This window comes from Marivirga sp. (assembly GCF_035704835.1).
In the GTDB taxonomy this organism is placed as follows: Bacteria; Bacteroidota; Bacteroidia; order Cytophagales; family Cyclobacteriaceae; genus Marivirga.
In genome coordinates, this window is record NZ_DASSWQ010000061.1 from 11,582 (window position 1) to 28,434 (window position 16,853).

Annotated in this window: 11 protein-coding genes; 8 read left to right on the top strand and 3 right to left on the bottom strand. The window is 35.9% G+C overall.

What is annotated here, in order from left to right; genetic code table 11:
• The first annotated feature begins 2 nt into the window (after nucleotides 1-2).
• The 8 genes from VFM92_RS09305 (at nucleotide 3) to prfB (ending at nucleotide 11,095) form a co-directional block, all read left to right on the top strand.
• Nucleotides 3-3,110, top strand: coding sequence for an efflux RND transporter permease subunit (locus VFM92_RS09305; protein WP_325121941.1), 3,108 nt, complete (start codon nucleotides 3-5; stop codon nucleotides 3,108-3,110).
• Between the two features lie 368 nt (nucleotides 3,111-3,478).
• Nucleotides 3,479-5,956, top strand: a complete 2,478-nt coding sequence (locus VFM92_RS09310; RefSeq protein WP_325121942.1) for an FG-GAP-like repeat-containing protein — start codon at nucleotides 3,479-3,481, stop codon at nucleotides 5,954-5,956.
• Between the two features lie 253 nt (nucleotides 5,957-6,209).
• Nucleotides 6,210-6,755 (top strand): TlpA disulfide reductase family protein, encoded by a 546-nt coding sequence (locus tag VFM92_RS09315; RefSeq protein WP_325121943.1) that lies wholly within the window; start codon nucleotides 6,210-6,212, stop codon nucleotides 6,753-6,755.
• A gap of 16 nt (nucleotides 6,756-6,771) precedes the next feature.
• A complete protein-coding gene (locus tag VFM92_RS09320) occupies nucleotides 6,772-7,233 on the top strand; it encodes a hypothetical protein (RefSeq protein ID WP_325121944.1) in 462 nt (153 codons plus the stop codon).
• A gap of 169 nt (nucleotides 7,234-7,402) precedes the next feature.
• Entirely contained in the window at nucleotides 7,403-7,804 is a 402-nt protein-coding gene (locus VFM92_RS09325; protein WP_325121945.1) for a hypothetical protein, read from the top strand.
• Between the two features lie 114 nt (nucleotides 7,805-7,918).
• On the top strand, nucleotides 7,919-8,467 hold the full coding sequence (locus tag VFM92_RS09330) for a cob(I)yrinic acid a,c-diamide adenosyltransferase (RefSeq protein ID WP_325121946.1): 549 nt from the start codon (nucleotides 7,919-7,921) through the stop codon (nucleotides 8,465-8,467).
• Between the two features lie 57 nt (nucleotides 8,468-8,524).
• Nucleotides 8,525-9,589 carry a branched-chain amino acid aminotransferase gene (locus tag VFM92_RS09335; protein ID WP_325121947.1) on the top strand — a complete coding sequence of 355 codons (1,065 nt, stop codon included), beginning with the start codon at nucleotides 8,525-8,527 and terminating at the stop codon, nucleotides 9,587-9,589.
• A gap of 413 nt (nucleotides 9,590-10,002) precedes the next feature.
• Nucleotides 10,003-11,095, top strand: a protein-coding gene (prfB, locus tag VFM92_RS09340; RefSeq protein WP_325121948.1) for a peptide chain release factor 2 whose coding sequence is annotated in 2 segments (ribosomal slippage) — nucleotides 10,003-10,062 and nucleotides 10,064-11,095 — 1,092 coding nt in all. Because the reading frame shifts where the segments join, the coding sequence is not laid out codon by codon here.
• Nucleotides 11,096-11,338: 243 nt separating this feature from the next.
• Here prfB and VFM92_RS09345 read toward each other — a convergent pair.
• The 3 genes from VFM92_RS09345 to VFM92_RS09355 are packed head-to-tail and all read right to left on the bottom strand — an operon-like array spanning nucleotide 11,339 to nucleotide 16,727.
• Nucleotides 11,339-13,264, bottom strand: coding sequence for a T9SS type A sorting domain-containing protein (locus tag VFM92_RS09345; RefSeq protein WP_325121949.1), 1,926 nt, complete (start codon nucleotides 13,262-13,264; stop codon nucleotides 11,339-11,341).
• Nucleotides 13,261-14,049 carry a PASTA domain-containing protein gene (locus VFM92_RS09350; RefSeq protein WP_325121950.1) on the bottom strand — a complete coding sequence of 263 codons (789 nt, stop codon included), beginning with the start codon at nucleotides 14,047-14,049 and terminating at the stop codon, nucleotides 13,261-13,263. Before VFM92_RS09350 ends, VFM92_RS09345 begins: the two co-directional genes overlap by 4 nt.
• Nucleotides 14,046-16,727 (bottom strand): D-alanine--D-alanine ligase, encoded by a 2,682-nt coding sequence (locus VFM92_RS09355; protein ID WP_325121951.1) that lies wholly within the window; start codon nucleotides 16,725-16,727, stop codon nucleotides 14,046-14,048. The genes VFM92_RS09350 and VFM92_RS09355 overlap by 4 nt, the downstream gene beginning before the upstream one ends.
• Between the last annotated feature and the right edge of the window lie 126 nt (nucleotides 16,728-16,853).

Consider the following 16,853-nt stretch of genomic DNA (forward strand, 5'->3'; position numbering starts at 1 on the left):
GTATGACCCCATTTCGCATTATTATTTCATTTTTGGTCGTTAGTTTAATGGGACTGGCGCTTATTCCCAAACTGTCAGTTAACCTGAACCCTACCTATCAGACGCCTGAGATCAGTTTGCAATTTAGTGTGCGTAATGCTGATCCCACACAAGTAGAAAAGTTGGCGACTGCTCCGCTTGAAAATATTTTATCTCAACTCAGAGATTTAGACGAACTCAATTCTCAATCGCGCTATGGAAGCGGAAATATTACCTTGCGCTTTTCTAAAAATGCGGATTTGGCTTACAAACGCTTTGAAGTCGCTACTTTAATTCGCCAGGTTTATCCCCAATTAGATGAGAAGGTGGGCTATCCTATTTTGCAGAGCAGTGGGGGAAATGACGAAACCCAGAACAAAACCATTTTACGTTATACCGTACGCGGGCCTTTTGCATCCTACAGAATTAAAGAAATTGCCCAGGAATCTATCGTTAAACCATTACAGAATATTGCAGGGATTGAATCACTGCCAGTTTATGGAGCTAATAATTTACAAATCAGCATCAATTTTCACCCTAAGAAATTGGATGCTTACGGCTTAAATCCAGCTGATTTAAGAACTCTTTTACAGCAAAGCGGTCAGTTGCGTTATCCTGGTTTGGCGCAAAGTGCAGGCAATGAAAAATATGTTTTAGTGCTTGATCAACGGTTTACCGACATTCAGCAAATCGGGGAATTGAAAATTACGCAGCGCAAATCGGGCAAAAATTATCGTTTGAAAGATTTGGCGGATATCAATCTGGAAGAACAGGAAGCTAATAGTCACTATCGAATAAACGGGGAAAACTTTGTGACTTTGGTGGTGGAAGCGCGAGAAGGGGTAAACCGCATCAATTTGGCTCGTGATGTAAAAAGCAGATTAGGTGAAATTGAAAATAGCCTGGCGGAAGGCGTGGCACTTCGCCTGGTTTATGATGATACAGAATATTTAGAAAAGGAGCTAGACAAACTCTATGAGCGTTCCATTTTATCCATCAGCATTCTGATATTTTTCATATTTCTTATTAACCGAAACTGGCGCTATTTACTGGTGCTTTTTACGGGTATACTCGTCAATGTTTCCTTGGCCATCATTGGAGTATGGGCTCTGAATATTGAAATCCATCTCTATTCATTGGCTGGTTTAACGATTTCCTTTGGCTTGATAGTCGATAATGCCATTGTGATGATTGATCACATCCACAAATACAAAAACCGTCATTTGTTTTTAGCATTGCTAGCCGCTTCTTTAACTACCATTGCTGCTTTGCTTTTGGTTTTCTTATTACCGGAAGAACAAAAAATGAATTTGGTAGATTTCTCTAAAGTGGTAGCTTTGCTTCTGGGGGTATCTTTATTGGTAGCCTTATTTTTTACCCCTGCGCTTTACAGTCTATTGTTCAGTGCTCAAAACCGCAATAAAAAAGGAAATTCTATCCCGCAACTCCGCAGGAAAGTGAAGTGGTTTAATAGATATTATCGCGCAATTAATTGGTCGGCTAACTATCGAAAGAGCTTTTTTGTGGTTCTTTTGCTGGCTTTTGGTTTGCCCATTTTCATGCTTCCAGCCAAATGGGAGGATCACGAATGGTACAATAAAATCATTGGCTCGGATGTCTATCAAGATGATATTCGACCGATTTCTGATAAGTTGTTAGGCGGAAGTTTGCGCCTTTTTGTGCGAAATGTCTATGAGCGTTCCAGCTATAGGCAAAATGAAAAAACGCGGCTTTACATTACCGGGAGACTTCCTTACGGCAATACGCTAGAACAGATGAATACCATCATGAAGGATTTTGAGGAATTCCTACTTCAACAGGAAGGCATTGATATTTTCACTACGCAAATCTATTCGGGACAGTATGGAAGGATAGAAATTATCTTCAAGGAAGAATATGAAAAATCAGCCTTCCCTTATCAGCTCAAGGCCCGACTTTCTTCAAGAAGCACGAACTGGAGTGGCGTGGATTGGAGTGTTTATGGAGTAGGGCAGGGCTTTAGTACAGGTTCGGGAGATAGGATTCCGTCTTTTAGAGTGGCGTTAAAAGGCTATAATTATTTCGAATTGGAGAGTCAGGCAGATAAAGTAGCCGAAATGCTATTGGAACATCCGCGCATACAGGAAGTGAATACCAATGAAAGAATGAGCTGGCAAGACCAGAAAAGCAAAGAATATATCATTCGGCCTGATTTGAAGGAACTGGCTTTTCATAATATCAGCCTGTCAGATTTCACCAATGCCATTCGAACTTATGCTCCCGCAAATGGTGCATCTGCCTATTTGCCAATCGATGGAGAACAGTTTCCGGTAGTGCTGGCTTCAGCTAAGGCAGATGATTTCAATAAATTTGCTTTAGAGCAATACAGCTTAGATTATGCAGGCAAAAGAATCCCGACAGGCAACTTAAGCAAGCTGCAATTGGAGAGCACCGTCAATGCGATCTATAAAGAAAACAGAAGTTATATCAGAATCCTGAGTTTTGAATATTATGGTTCTTCTCGCTTTGGTAGTAAGTATTTGGAAGAAGTCTTGAATACCTATGATCAAACTAAACCACTTGGCTACACTGCTGAAAAGCAATCTTACAGCTGGGGCTCAGCAGATGCCAAAAAGCAGTATTCATTATTGCTTTTGCTTATAGTGGCGATATTCTTCATTTGCAGTATTTTGTTTGAGAGCTTCAAACTTCCATTCTATATTTTGCTGTTAATTCCGCTTTCATTTATCGGTTTGTTCTTAACGTTTGGTTGGTTTGAATTTTATTTCGACCAGGGCGGATATGCCGCTTTTGTAATGCTGGGAGGCTTAACTGTAAATGCAGGGATTTATATTTTATATGATTTTAAAAACAGAAAAGTCCAAAACAGCAGAGGATTCCTGAAATCAGTTACCACCAAAGCCGCACCGATTCTATTAACCATATTCTCGACCTGCTTTGGTTTAATTCCATTCGTCATGAGCGGACAGAATGAAGTTTTCTGGTTTTCGCTGGCCGTTGGCACTATAGGCGGTTTGATTTTCTCTATGATAGGCGTGTTTTTCTTTTTTCCGTTATTAGCTGTTAATGTGAAATCTAAGTTGACAAGTTAGCAGGTTGTTTTGTTGGCAAGTTGATGAAACAACAGAATAGGCCAGATCCTAGATAGAAATCTGTTTAAAATAAGCAGGAAATAAAGTTTAGATTAAATGCTTTACTAATCTATTGTCACCGTTTCAACTTATGCTTAGATAATCAAAATCGCTGAGAGTAATTCTTTCTCTACAGATTTTTTAGAAAATTGCTTATAAAATAAATTTTTTACCTATTTTAGCAGTTCATGAATTCGATCAAAACCTACAAACCCACCTATTGATGGATATCTGTTTTGAGAAGTTTTTGAATGAAAAATGATTGGAATAGTATCAATTTCATGGATTCTATTCAATTATCATGATTAATTAATTTTAAAATTATCTATATGTACAGAGTTTTATTTATGTTGATTGTCAGTCTCCTGACCTTTAGTACTTCTTATTCCCAATTCATCAAAATTACAGATGACCCAATAGTATCAAATGCCAGCGAAAGTCGGGGTGTGGCATGGGGAGATTACAACAACGATGGATTTGATGACCTTTTTGTTAACGTAACAACTGTTTTCGGAGGTAATCCTACCACTAATCAGCTATTCAAAAATAATGGTGATGGTACATTTAGTAATATTACAGACTTAGTTTTAATTGAAGATGGGGTGGGCAGAAACGCAACCTGGGGAGATTACGATAATGATGGATACCTTGATTTATATGTTACAAACTCAGGGTTAAATTATCTATATCGAAACTTAGGAAATGAGACATTTGAGAAAATAACCACCGGTGATATAGTTGATGGTACAGATATAGGAGCTTCTAATAGTTCTGCATGGGGGGACTATAATCATGATGGCTATTTAGATTTATTTGTCACAAATTACGGAAGTAATAATTTTTTATTTACTAACAATCAGAATGGTACGTTTACAAAAGAAACTGAGCTTTCACCTGTTAACGATAATGCGAATAGTAATTCAGCAAGTTGGATAGACTATAACAATGATGGAAGTCTAGATTTGATGGTATCCAATTATTATGAAAATGATTTGTTATACGCCAACGATGGTTTAGGTATGTTGGAGCTTGTTGAAAATTCTGGCTTAACTAGCACTCCCAATGAAACTGTGGGAGCTTCATGGGCGGACTTTGATAATGATGGCGATTTTGATGTATTTGTGACCAACAATGTCAATAGAGCTGATCAGTTTTTTGTTAACAATGGAGATGGCACATTTACAGAAGTTTTTAATGCAGTAACAGATGCTGATATCATGGCTAACAGTAGTGCTTGGGGCGATTTTGATAATGATGGGTTGATTGATTTAGCAATTGCTTCAACTACTGGTAATTATGTGTTTAGAAATACTGGAGCCGGATTTGAAAATGTTTCCACTGAATGGGGGATTACGGATGTTACTTATGCACAATCAGTAACAACTGTTGATTACGATAGGGATGGGTTCTTAGATTTATATTTTGCAAACTTAGAGGAAGGCGTACTGTCTAATGAGAATTTACTTTACAAAAATACGGAAAATGGCAATAATTGGATTAATATTAAACTTACTGGAACGATTTCTAACAATTCAGCCATTGGGTCAAATATTAGATTAAAAACAGTTGAAGGTTGGCAAAAAAGAACTATTCAATCTCAGACTGGAAATAAAGCCCAAAGTAGTTTAAATGCTCATTTTGGACTTGCTTCATCTGCATCGGTGGATACCATCTTAGTAGAATGGCCACTAAAAGGATACCAGGAATTTATAAACACGAATTCAAATCAATTTTTAGAAATTACCGAAATTGATTTTCCTACTAAGCCTACCAATTTAAATGTAGCTTATATAGAAAGTAGTTCGGCTAATTTAACCTGGTCTGATAATTCAGATACAGAGATAGGATTCAGAGTTGAGCGATCAACTGATTCCATAAATTTCGCTGTAGTTGCAGAAACGGATGCTAATTCGGTGGAATATATGGATATTAACCTGACCAATGGAACAAAATATTATTATCGAGTTTCAGCTATGACAGATGGGGGCTTTTCATATTACACTCAGGTGGTTGATGTATTTATTAAGGACTTCCAAATGATAGAATTTGACCCGATTAATGATTTATCAATTTTGGATACCGAATTAACATTGACCACTACAAATTCGTCCAACCTGGATGTTCTTTTCTTGGTTTCAGGTGGCGAAGATAAGGTATCGATTGAAAATAATATAGTCACCTTGTTGGATACAGGAAGGGTGGAAATAGGAGCTTACAGCTTAGGAACAGACCTTTATTTGGATTCAGATACTATATATCAAAGCTTTCAAATTTTAAGAAATGAGCAAATACTTGAATTTGAACCGATTAATGATCTGTCAATTATAGAATCCGAATTAACATTGACCGTTACAAATTCTTCAAATTTGGATGTTCTTTATTTAATTTCAGAAGGAGAAGATAAAGTATCGATTGAAAACAATATAGTCACCTTGTTGGATACAGGAAGGGTGGAAATAGGAGCTTACAGCTTAGAAACGGATATTTATTTGGCTTCTGATACGGTATATCAATCATTTTCTATATTTGATGAGTCCTTCTTAGCCATTAACGAAGAACAGCAAAAGTTTATAAAGGCATACCCAGTCCCTTTTACGAAGGCTTTAACGATTTCAATTCCAGAAAGTATTTTAAATGAAAAACGAGATATTCATGTATCCACCTTGGAAGGTAAATCAGTTTATACTCAATTTTTAAAAAGAGAGCTAACAAAAGTTGACTTAAGCCACTTACCAAGTGGAATTTATATTATTCGAATCGATAATTGGTCTAAAAGAGTTATAAAAACTGACAGTAAAAACAGATAAAACAAACTTTGTCTTTGAAAAACAGCGATTAAACTTAAAAAATGGTTTTGATGGGTAGTTGAATTTCCGTCTTTAAAAACTGATTTCTCACTTACTTTATCAGTTTAAATATTCAATTAAAAACTTTGAGCCTACCAGCTGATGGTTTTCTGTTTTAAAGAATTTAAGATTTTTAGATGCTAAGTTCTAAATCATTGTTCAATTTTAGAAACTATTTTAAGATGATCATAATCACAACCAAAAAGTTGAAAAGATGAAGAAAATTTTAGCAGTTGTTGGGATGCTTTCCATAATCGTTCTTGGGGGCTATGTAGTAAAATATTACCATGACCTTTCTTTTGATGGAAATGAATCCATAATTATCCTTAAAGATTATGATGAAATTTCATCTCTTTCGGATTTGGTCGGTAGAAAGGAATTTGAGAATAAGGTGCTGTATGTTGATATGTGGGGAGTGTATTGTAGACCCTGCATAGAAGAGTTTAAGAATCTTAACGAAATAAAAGAGAGATATAAAGATAAGGAAGTTGAGTTTGTTTATTTAGCATCCCCGTATAATCATATTGATGATGTTCAAAAGTGGAAGGCGGCCATTAAAAATTATAATCTAGAAGGAAATCACATGCTTATGAACTTAGATTTTTATAAGGGTATTTGGGACGAAGTACCAGAAATGGAGGAGCCTTTTGTTATACCGCATTACTTACTAATTGATAAAAATAAAATGGTGATTGATGCAAATGCACCCAGACCAAGTCAAAAGGAAAAACTTTATTCTGCTATAGATAATTTATTATAAAGTGAATTTTAAGTGTATGAAAGTCAGATATTTAATCGAAATAATATTATTGGCACTAGTTTATCTCTTCTTAGTGTCCTATAATATTTACCATGGAATGATGTTCAGTCGCACACTTCCATGGGTCCATGTTCATACGGTTACATCCGGAGTAATAGTGGGTTTATTATTTTTTGTTAACGTTTTCTACCTCTTTCCTCAATATCTTTCAAAGTCAAAAAAAGCTTATGCGGTTAAGATATTGGTTATGGTAATCGTATGCTATTTTCTGGAATCAATTATCCATGCTTACAAAGCCTCTTCTCTCATAAAAGATCAACGCGGATTGGATTTTGATCCAATTGATTTGATTTTCCAGCAATTTAATATTCAAGAATCAGCTTTACTAATTGGAACAACTTTAGCGCTAAGTTTAATTTATTTCTATTTTAGAAAAGTTTTTATCCGTAAAGGTGCCCTAAAATCCATTGCATCGTGAGTTAATTTTATTTGAAATTGTGAATGAAGCATTAAAAAGCTTCATCATGACATTTATTTAATAATCAAGATTCTCGAAAAATTCACGCGAACTTTTGGACTACTTTTACAAAGACCATACCCAACCTTGTAAAGCAAATGAGTGTCCTAGTAAAACAATAATTTTATGAATGAGAATCGGAATAATAATAATTTCAATAGGGGTACTTTTAATTTCTTGTAATAGAAATGAGGTTCAACCTTCTATGATAGCTGACGGAACATATACTGGAGAATTTCACCGATCTAGTCCAATCGCAGATTATCAACCAGCAAGAGTGACTTTAGTCTTTAAAGGAAATAAATTTGAGGGCGAAAGTAGCATTGTGAAATATCCAGCAATCTGTAGAGGTACTTACAATGGAGAGGGTACGCAAATTGAATTTGAAAATCTATGTATATGGACGGCAGAATTTGATTGGTCTTTTATTTTATCAGGGAAATTTGACATATCGACCACAGGTGACCTAATAACTATTAAGAGAAGTTATGGTGAGGGAATTTATGATACCTACACTTTAAGGAAAAATTAGATAGTTAAGATGTAATTGGCCCTCTTTTCACCATTTCATAACTTCTAACGCCAAACTTCTCCCTTCTTCCGCCCTTTCCCCCTATATTTGCCCTGTGACTAACGACTACAAAAAATGAAAATATATACTAAAGGGGGAGATAAAGGAAAAACTTCCTTATTGGGTGGTTCAAGGGTATCGAAAGCGCATTTGCGCATAGATGCTTATGGCAATGTGGACGAGCTGAATTCTTGGATGGGCGTATTGCGTGACCATAAAGAAAATACTTCCCGCAATCTGCTTTTTATTGAAATTCAGGACAGATTATTCACCATAGGTTCGCAGTTGGCAAAAGAGCCAGGAGGGAGCAAATTTCCTATTCCAGATATTTCCGAATCGGATGTAGAGCGATTGGAAAAAAACATAGATGAAATGAATGATAGCCTTCCGGAAATGAAAAATTTCATATTGCCGGGCGGTCATCAGCTAGTTTCTTTCACGCATGTGGCGCGTACCGTTTGCAGGCGAGCAGAAAGGGGAGTGGTGGCCTTGAAAGAACACGAAGAAGTCAATGATTTGATAATCACATATTTAAATCGATTGTCTGATTACTTATTCATGCTTAGCCGTAAATTAACCCAAGAATTGAATGCTAGTGAAGTGCCTTGGGTACCTAAAAAGTAATTGGAATTTCACCCTTTTTTTTGTACTTTCGTGGAATTTTAAATTAAACCGACCATCATGTTAGATACTTTAGATATTTCTATTAATAAAGTTCAAAATTCACGCATTAATGAGGTGGATTTTAACAATATCCCTTTCGGGAAAGTGTATTCTGACCATATGTTTATTGCGGACTATGAAGGTGGTCAATGGAGCGATTTAAGAATTGTGCCATATGAAAACCTTTCCATGGCCCCAGCATCTAGTGTCATTCATTATGGACAGTCAATTTTTGAAGGGTTAAAAGCCTACAAAAATAAAAATGGAGAAGCTGTAGTTTTTCGTCCGGATGCTAATGCTAAAAGATTGAACAAATCTGCGGAAAGAATGTGCATTCCTGAAGTGCCAGAAGAGCTTTTCATGCAAGCCATGACTGAATTACTGAATTTAGATAAAGACTGGATTCCAAGTAAAGAGCATACGGCTTTATACATTCGTCCTTTTGTTTTTGCGATGGATAACTACATCGGTATAAAGCCATCCGAAAAATATAGATTTATGATTATAACTTGTCCTGTGGGCGCTTATTATAGCGAACCAGTGAAAGTGAAAATCGAAACAGAATTTACCAGAGCTGCCAAAGGGGGAACTGGTTATGCGAAAGCAGCGGGTAACTATGCAGGTTCTTTATATCCGGCAAGATTAGCACAAAAGCAAGGTTATCACCAATTGGTTTGGACAGATGCTACAGAGCATAAGTATATTGAAGAGTCAGGTACTATGAACATTATGTTTGTCATTAACGATACGCTCATTACTCCTGAAGTCAGTACAACCATTTTGAAAGGAATTACAAGAGATTCTGTTTTGACCTTAGCAAGAGAGTGGGGAATGAAAGTGGAGGAAAGAAAAATTAGCATTAAAGAAGTAATTGATGCGGCTAAAAATGGCACTTTACAAGATGCTTTCGGAGCTGGAACTGCCGCAACTATAGCTCATATTGCTTTAATCGGTTATGATGGGGCGGATTATACCTTACCTCCAATTGCAGAAAGAGCATTTTCCAATAAAGTATTAAAAGCAATGGATGCCATTAAATTAGGCGAGTCAGAAGATAAATTTGACTGGATTTTTAAGCTTTAACGGATAGCAAAAATATTGAATTTGCCGTATGATGAACGATTGTACGGCTTTTTTTATGGGGGTTATTTAATTTGAATTATTATCTCTTCAAGGTTTATGGAGACACAAACCAAAGTTTCATAATGATGAAGTTTGCTCATAGAGAGCAGGAGGGAGAACAAAAAGGCGGAGTGAGGGAAGATTGTAGGGTTGGAGCATCTTTTTGTCTTGAATTTTTGTTTCTTTTTGTTCAAGCAAAAAGAAAGGCAAAAAGCATTAAAGAAAATTTAGGTTTGTGTATTGTTAAATGAAAATAGATACATAAACACTTTTAACGGTTTGTGGAGACACAAACCGAAGCATATATATAATTTGATGTTTCATAATTAGACCTAATAGGTCTTAATTAATCATATTTTTTAAACAACATCCTAATGACTAGTGACGATTTAAAAGACTTAAAGGCCCGAGTGAAAGCACTTCGGGGGTATCTTTGACTACGATAAAAAAGTAGAAGAAATAAAAGAACTGGAATTGGTATCAGCCCAACCTGATTTCTGGAATGATTCAGATGAGGCCGAAAAAACCATGAAAGTAATTCAAGGCTTAAAGGAATGGACGAAACATTTTGAAGAGCTGCATGAATTATATGGTGAGGTTGAAACCTATTATGAATTCTTCGAAATGGGAGAATCTACCGAAGCAGAAGTTGCCAAAGCCTATAAAAAAGCTTTGACTAAAACTGAAGAGTTGGAACTTAAAAAGATGCTTTCTTCTGAAGAAGACCAACTTTCGGCCATGTTACAAATCACTCCTGGTGCGGGTGGCACTGAAAGTAACGACTGGGCAGGTATCTTAATGAGGATGTATATCATGTGGGGTGAGGCCAACGGCTATAAAGTCCGTGAAGTAGATTATCAAGAAGGTGATGTTGCAGGAGTAAAATCCGTAACCTTAGAATTTGATGGTCCGCAGGCTTACGGTTTCTTAAAATCTGAAAATGGCGTTCACCGGTTGGTAAGGATATCACCTTTTGATAGTGGTGGGAGAAGACATACGTCTTTTGCTTCTGTTTATGTATATCCTGTAGTAGATGATACCATTGAGATTGACATTCATCCTAACGATGTAGAATTGCATACTTCTCGCTCTGGTGGTGCTGGTGGTCAGAACGTAAACAAAGTGGAAACCAAGGTGCAGCTAACACACAAGCCAACAGGTATAGTGGTGATTTGTCAGGCTAATAGGACACAGCTAGGTAATAGGGAAGAAGCTATGAAAATGCTGAAATCTCAGTTATATCAAATAGAGGTAGAGAAAAGAAGTGCTGAACGAAATGTGGTGGAAGCAGGCAAAAAGAAAATTGACTTTGGTTCTCAGATTCGAAACTACGTATTGCATCCTTATAAATTGATTAAAGATGCCAGAACAGGTGTGGAAAGAACTGATGTTCAGAACGTATTGGATGGAGATTTGAATGATTATATCAAAGCTTATTTAATGGGTAATGATGAGCCTGTTGATTGATTTTTGGTTTGAGAATCAAGATTTAAGAGTCAAGAATCAAGATGGTTTATGCCCATATTGAATTTTGAGACAAATTATGCTATTACAATTCTAAGAGGGGAGTTTTTCGCTAGTTCCACCTTAAAGAAAATCTGTGAGTCATCCCTGCGGAGGCAGGGATCTTATATTATTGAAATGAAGTTTCAATAAATAAACCATTGCCTTCATGAATAGAAATTCAGAATCCTGATTTATTCAGTTCATCTACCTCTTCAACATAATCTTTAAAGTTCTTAGTTGATTTCCATTTCTGATTTTGACTAGGTATAAGCCGTTATTTAAGATATTGATGTCTATTTCATTTTGCTCTGTATGATTATCAAATTGAAGCTTTTGTTGGCCTTGCAAATTGTATATTATTATTTCATCCCAGCTATCGGAGAGTTTTAATATGCCTTGATTTGGGTTGGGAAATGCTCTAATATCCCATTCAGTATTAACAGCTTTCTTATTAGAGACTGTTACTCTGGATTCATCAAAAACTGGACGTATCATCACGCTTCCTTCGAGGATGGTATTCGGTTCCCAGGCTCCACTTTGATTATAAAAAAGATTTGTAGCACTATTGGTATTTTTATCGAAACCAATTGAAACTGGTTCGTCATTTTCCTCTCGATATCCAATGAAAAATTCTCCATTTAGTAGAACTGGCCTATCCAATGAAAATCTTTGAAATTCGTTAATTCCTGCACTTTCATTAATTAACACATTTTGTGCGCCTATAATATCGTCAGTATCTACCGTTAATTCATTCCAAACCAGAAACGTGATGTTTTGCGTGGACGAGTTCTGCCCTATATTAGGAGCATAGACTTCAATACCTGTTAAGTATTTTTCGCCAATTAACTCAAATCCCTGTGCTAATAGGAAATTACGGGAATTTAGTTGCACTCTTGATTCGGCAGTTCCGTCATCATATGCATAAAAGTCATGAAGGGGAATAACGGTTGAAATCGTATCATTTTGTCTGAAACTTAGGTCTGGATAGTAGGTGGCTACTCCGTTGATAGTTTCGAAAAACAGACTATCATTCGTCCCTAAATTAAATTGAAATTTCAAGTAGACGGAATCTTCCGTTTCTTTTTCAGCCAATAGGTAATTGATGAAATTTGATTTGTTTTCAACCTGGTAGGTAAATAATGCGGTGTCCTGTAGATCAGTTAAAAACAGACCATCTACCTCTAAAGAATCAATTATATTTTCTGGTTTTAAGGTATCATAAACTATACTGAAAAACTCAGTCCCAAATGAGAAATTATTAGCATTTCCTGCCCAAAGATTATTATATATAAAATCAGACGATTGCAGATTTTCTTCTAACCATTCTAATTCCAGATGTTTTAATGGTAGCGCATAATAATCGCCAAAAGGTGTTCCAGGATTGCGGGTGAAAGTTCTATCTTCATAAGAATCGTATGAATTATTCTGTGTATTCACTGGGGTGTTTCCTGCATTTAAATAGATATAATCAATATTCCAAACATCAAAATCTCCTGCTAAATTCCCAGTAACTTCAAACTTAAATTGAAAACCTTCATGTAAAAAATTTTCATCATTCACTCTCTCAAAATGTTGGGAAAAAAGTTTCGCTTCGGTGTTCCCATTTCCACCAAAGCTTTGAACTCGAATCCAATTCCCATCTCTATTCTTAAAGCTTAATTTTAAAGAATCTTGCTGATCGGGTGCATTTCCACCAAAGCCTTCTTGCCAAAAGAAGCTTAAATTAATATTGGAGAGTATGGAAAAATCCGATAGATCGATTGGTTTTGATACTAAACTATCACCTATTCCATTATTTCCAGGGTCATTGTCGTATGGAATTCCTTGACCATCAAAACCATCAAATGAAGCCACATTATAAGAAGGTGGGAGATAAGCATAACTGTTATTGACAAATACATTTTCTCCATAAAGCCAAATGCTAGTATCAGGAACTTGACTATTGTAGGAAAAATCATCCCAGATGGGTAGTGAAATAGTATCTTTAAGATTTATAATTCTAGATAATTCAGTGTTTTCTGAACTCAATTTATGGGCAATAGCTGTTTCAGTTATTTGTCCTTTTGCACTAAAAAAGAAAATATAAAAGCAACCGATAAGATTGAGTTTTAGAAGCCAACTGAATTTCATATCTCACCTGGAGTCAATATTTCATCTTTATTTTTTGGTGCTACCACCCAAATGTCTACATTAGTTCCAGTTCGAACAGAGGTGCCTGCCTCGGGATACTGCTGTAAAACAATGCCCGCAGCTTTCTCATCATCAACTCGCGTTCTCACTTTACCGATTTGAAGACCACTCCCAACAATAATAAATTCTGCTTCTTCTTGATTATTATCTACTACATCAGGCATAGCGAATGGTCTTCCGTTGCCATTGCCTACGACCAAATCAATGGATGAGCCCTTGGCTACATCTGCCCCAGCTTCAATAATTTCGCCATCCAGTTTTTGTTTTAATACTGCATTTTGGAATTCATGAGGTTCGTAGCTAATCTCACCTAATAATAGGCCATAACTCTCCAATACCATTTGAGCATTTTTCAAAGAGCCATCCACCAACTTTGGCATTTTTACATTTGGGGGACTTGTAGCATTTAGTGAAACGTAAATCTTTCTGTTTTCCTTTACTTTCTTTCCTGCCTTCGGATCTTGATTTAGTACAGTTAAAGCTGGGTATTCGGCAGAATATCCAGAATCTTCTGTTACCTCAAATCGTAAGTCTCTTTCAAGTAAAAATTCGTCTAATTCGTTTAAATGAACGCCTTCTAGTTGAGGAACTGTAATACTTTCCCCATGATGGGTTGAAACGGGTAGATAGATGTAGAAAAAGGTGAGTACAATTATAAGTCCTATTCCTATTATAATACTTAGGTGGATAAATAAATCTTTTAAAGAATTAGCTTTTAGCTTCATTTTGAAATCGTTTGATTTTTCATTTTTTCTGTTCCGAAAGAAAGTATTTTATCAATAAAATCGTAAGGCTTATAGCCATTGATTGCTGTTTGATGAAAAATACAAGTTGCTGGGGTCATCCCCGGCAATGAGTTTACTTCAATGATAATAGTTTCTGCTCTTAAATCCTCATATATCCGTACAAAAGCATCAATTCTGGCATAACCTGTGATGTTCAATACCTCGGCAGTCTTTTTTAATATCGCTTTTACTTGTTCAGCCACTTTTGTATAATTTTCATTATTCAGAGTATATCTGGCTGGTGTGATATTTTGTCCTTCCCCGGCCAGAAATTTCTCTTCCAAACTTAAAACTTCACCACCTGCTAACGCTTCTGAAGGTTCAAATATTTCATACTCGATTTCTCCATTCTCTTTGAAGTGAGTTAAAAGTCCGCCTGTAATTTCCAGAAAATGATGAGCATCTTTTTTCTCAATCAATTCCTCCAATAAGAAAAAGGTTTTCTGAGGGAATTCTTCATTCTTTTTTAGCTTGAGAATAGTAGCTAAATTCTCAATAAATTCTGGTTGCGGACGAAACATCATGCCTGCAAAAGCTTCAAGTTCTGTTCTGTTTTTTATCTTTTTTACAGCGGAACTGCAACCATCATCAGCTGGCTTTGCAATTAGCGGATATTTCAATTGTTTTTCAATAGATGCAATTTCAGCTTCTTTATTGCTTTGCCATTTATCTTCGAAAATCAAGCAATGGTCAGCTACAAGGATGCCAGCATTTTTCAGGATTTCATTCGTGTCATATTTATTGATGGTAATCCTTGAGCTTTCAACATCTGAACCATTGTATGGAATATTTAATTTCTCAAGTTCAGATTGAACTGCTCCGTCTTCTCCAGGCCTCCCGTGAAGTGCGATAAAAGCAATATCAATTAACTTAGGTAGGTCTTGGTAGCCAATCTTATGCAGTTCTGTATTGGCTATGCTGGTATATTTATCCGTGATATCACTACATTCAAATTTGATTTGGGATATAATAGGGTGAACTTGATAATTTTGTATTTTATCTTTTATATCATCCGCATTGTCTTTCAACATAATGTTGATAGGTAAAACATACAGATCGTGCTTTTCTTCATTTCCACTTAAAAAGATCGGAATTGGGAAATACTTTTCTGAAGAAGCCAGCTTTTCATAAATGTTTCTGCCGCTTTCCACTGATATATGTCTTTCAGTAGAAAATCCTCCCATGATAACTCCAACATTGATTTTTTGCTGAGCTTCGGTTTTAAGTCCTAATAAGGCATTATCCAATTGGGCGATCATTTTTTGCAGCTCAAAATGATGCTTACCCGTTTTTAATCTCGCTTTTAGAGAAGTCCTGATGATATAACTCAAAAATTGAGATGGATTTAGCCCTATTTCAGCTGCCTGATGAAAGAAAAAGGAAGATGGCAACATTCCAGATGTTGTATTTGGATCGTTCAGGAATACTTTTCCTGCTTTTGTGATAAATCCATCTATTCTGGCATAGACGTCAATTTGTAAGGCTTTAAATAAATCTGAACATTGAGTTCTTATTTTCTCAATAATATCTTGAGATGCATCAATAGGGGTTATTTTTCTGCTTATACCGGGAAGATATTTGGAGCGATAATCAAATACATCTTTTCCTTTTCTGATTTCAGTTGGAGGTAAAGCGATTGGTCTTTCGTTCTCATCCTGAATGACAATGCAAGAGAATTCTTTTCCTTCTATAAACGATTCAATCAAAAGTGAATTTTCTGAATCGATTGCTTTCAATTTTATTTCCTTTTTTTGAGAAAACTCAGTATTCAGATAGCTAAGCAATTCATCCGGTGTATAGATAATTTCTTGTTCAACAATTACAGGTAATCCAATGCCTTCTCTTATATCTACTAATTTTGCTAAAAAAGCAGTTTTCTCACTCTGATTGTAATTCTGCCATTCAGCTTTGATGATGGATAATTCGAAAAAACTTTTTTGAATAAGCCGCTCAAATTCAGATAGATTATCTTCGTTTAAAATACTAACACCAATAGAAGAACCCTGATGTGGAGCTTTAATGACCAAAGGCAAGCCTAATTCTTTTTTTAAGCTTTCGTAGATGATTTCATGTGGCTGCGTATTCCAATCAGATTTATTTAGAATATGGCTTTTGGGGCTATCAAATCCAGCTTGTTGTAAAAATTGTCTTTGTGCTATTTTGCTAATTCCTATCGATGAAGGTAAAATGCCTGCTCCGCTAAAAGGAATACCATACCATTCTAATATGCCTTGTATATTGCCGTCTTCACCATAAGGGCCATGAAGGGAAAGAAAAGCAAAATCAATGTGTTTTTTAAAATCAGCAGGGTTTAATTTTTGACCAACTTCAGTAATTAAATGATCCCATTCTGCATCGCTTAAGTTTTGCAGTGATTCCGCATAAATTTGAACAGGAAGTTGAGATTTCGGTAAGAAATTGACAGGAGGATAAAAATCACGAATGGTTCCCTTGTAGATATACTGCCAATCCAATAAAATGAAATGTCCTTTGCTATCTATAAAAATAGGTACAGCTTCAAATATTGATTTATTGAGGTTGTCATAGACTGTTCTACCACCCGCAAAAGAAATTTCCCGCTCTCTAGACTGTCCTCCAAAAAATATTCCAATTTTCATTTATTCGGTTTAAATGTATTTCAACTTTAATTATTCTATAGCGATTCGTTGAACACAAAATCTGACCCATTTATTAATTATTTTCTACCTCAACTAGTAGAAAACCTCACAGCTTTAGGTCGAAAT

Excerpts from the sequence above, each read along its gene's own strand:
- VFM92_RS09315 (WP_325121943.1), top strand. The coding sequence starts at position 6,210 with ATGAAGAAAATTTTAGCAGTTGTTGGGATGCTTTCCATAATCGTTCTT.
- VFM92_RS09325 (WP_325121945.1), top strand. The coding sequence starts at position 7,403 with ATGAGAATCGGAATAATAATAATTTCAATAGGGGTACTTTTAATTTCT.
- VFM92_RS09310 (WP_325121942.1), top strand. The coding sequence starts at position 3,479 with ATGTACAGAGTTTTATTTATGTTGATTGTCAGTCTCCTGACCTTTAGT.
- VFM92_RS09335 (WP_325121947.1), top strand. The coding sequence starts at position 8,525 with ATGTTAGATACTTTAGATATTTCTATTAATAAAGTTCAAAATTCACGC.
- VFM92_RS09330 (WP_325121946.1), top strand. The coding sequence starts at position 7,919 with ATGAAAATATATACTAAAGGGGGAGATAAAGGAAAAACTTCCTTATTG.
- VFM92_RS09355 (WP_325121951.1), bottom strand. The coding sequence starts at position 16,727 with ATGAAAATTGGAATATTTTTTGGAGGACAGTCTAGAGAGCGGGAAATT.
- VFM92_RS09305 (WP_325121941.1), top strand. The coding sequence starts at position 3 with ATGACCCCATTTCGCATTATTATTTCATTTTTGGTCGTTAGTTTAATG.
- VFM92_RS09320 (WP_325121944.1), top strand. The coding sequence starts at position 6,772 with ATGAAAGTCAGATATTTAATCGAAATAATATTATTGGCACTAGTTTAT.
- VFM92_RS09350 (WP_325121950.1), bottom strand. The coding sequence starts at position 14,049 with ATGAAGCTAAAAGCTAATTCTTTAAAAGATTTATTTATCCACCTAAGT.
- VFM92_RS09345 (WP_325121949.1), bottom strand. The coding sequence starts at position 13,264 with ATGAAATTCAGTTGGCTTCTAAAACTCAATCTTATCGGTTGCTTTTAT.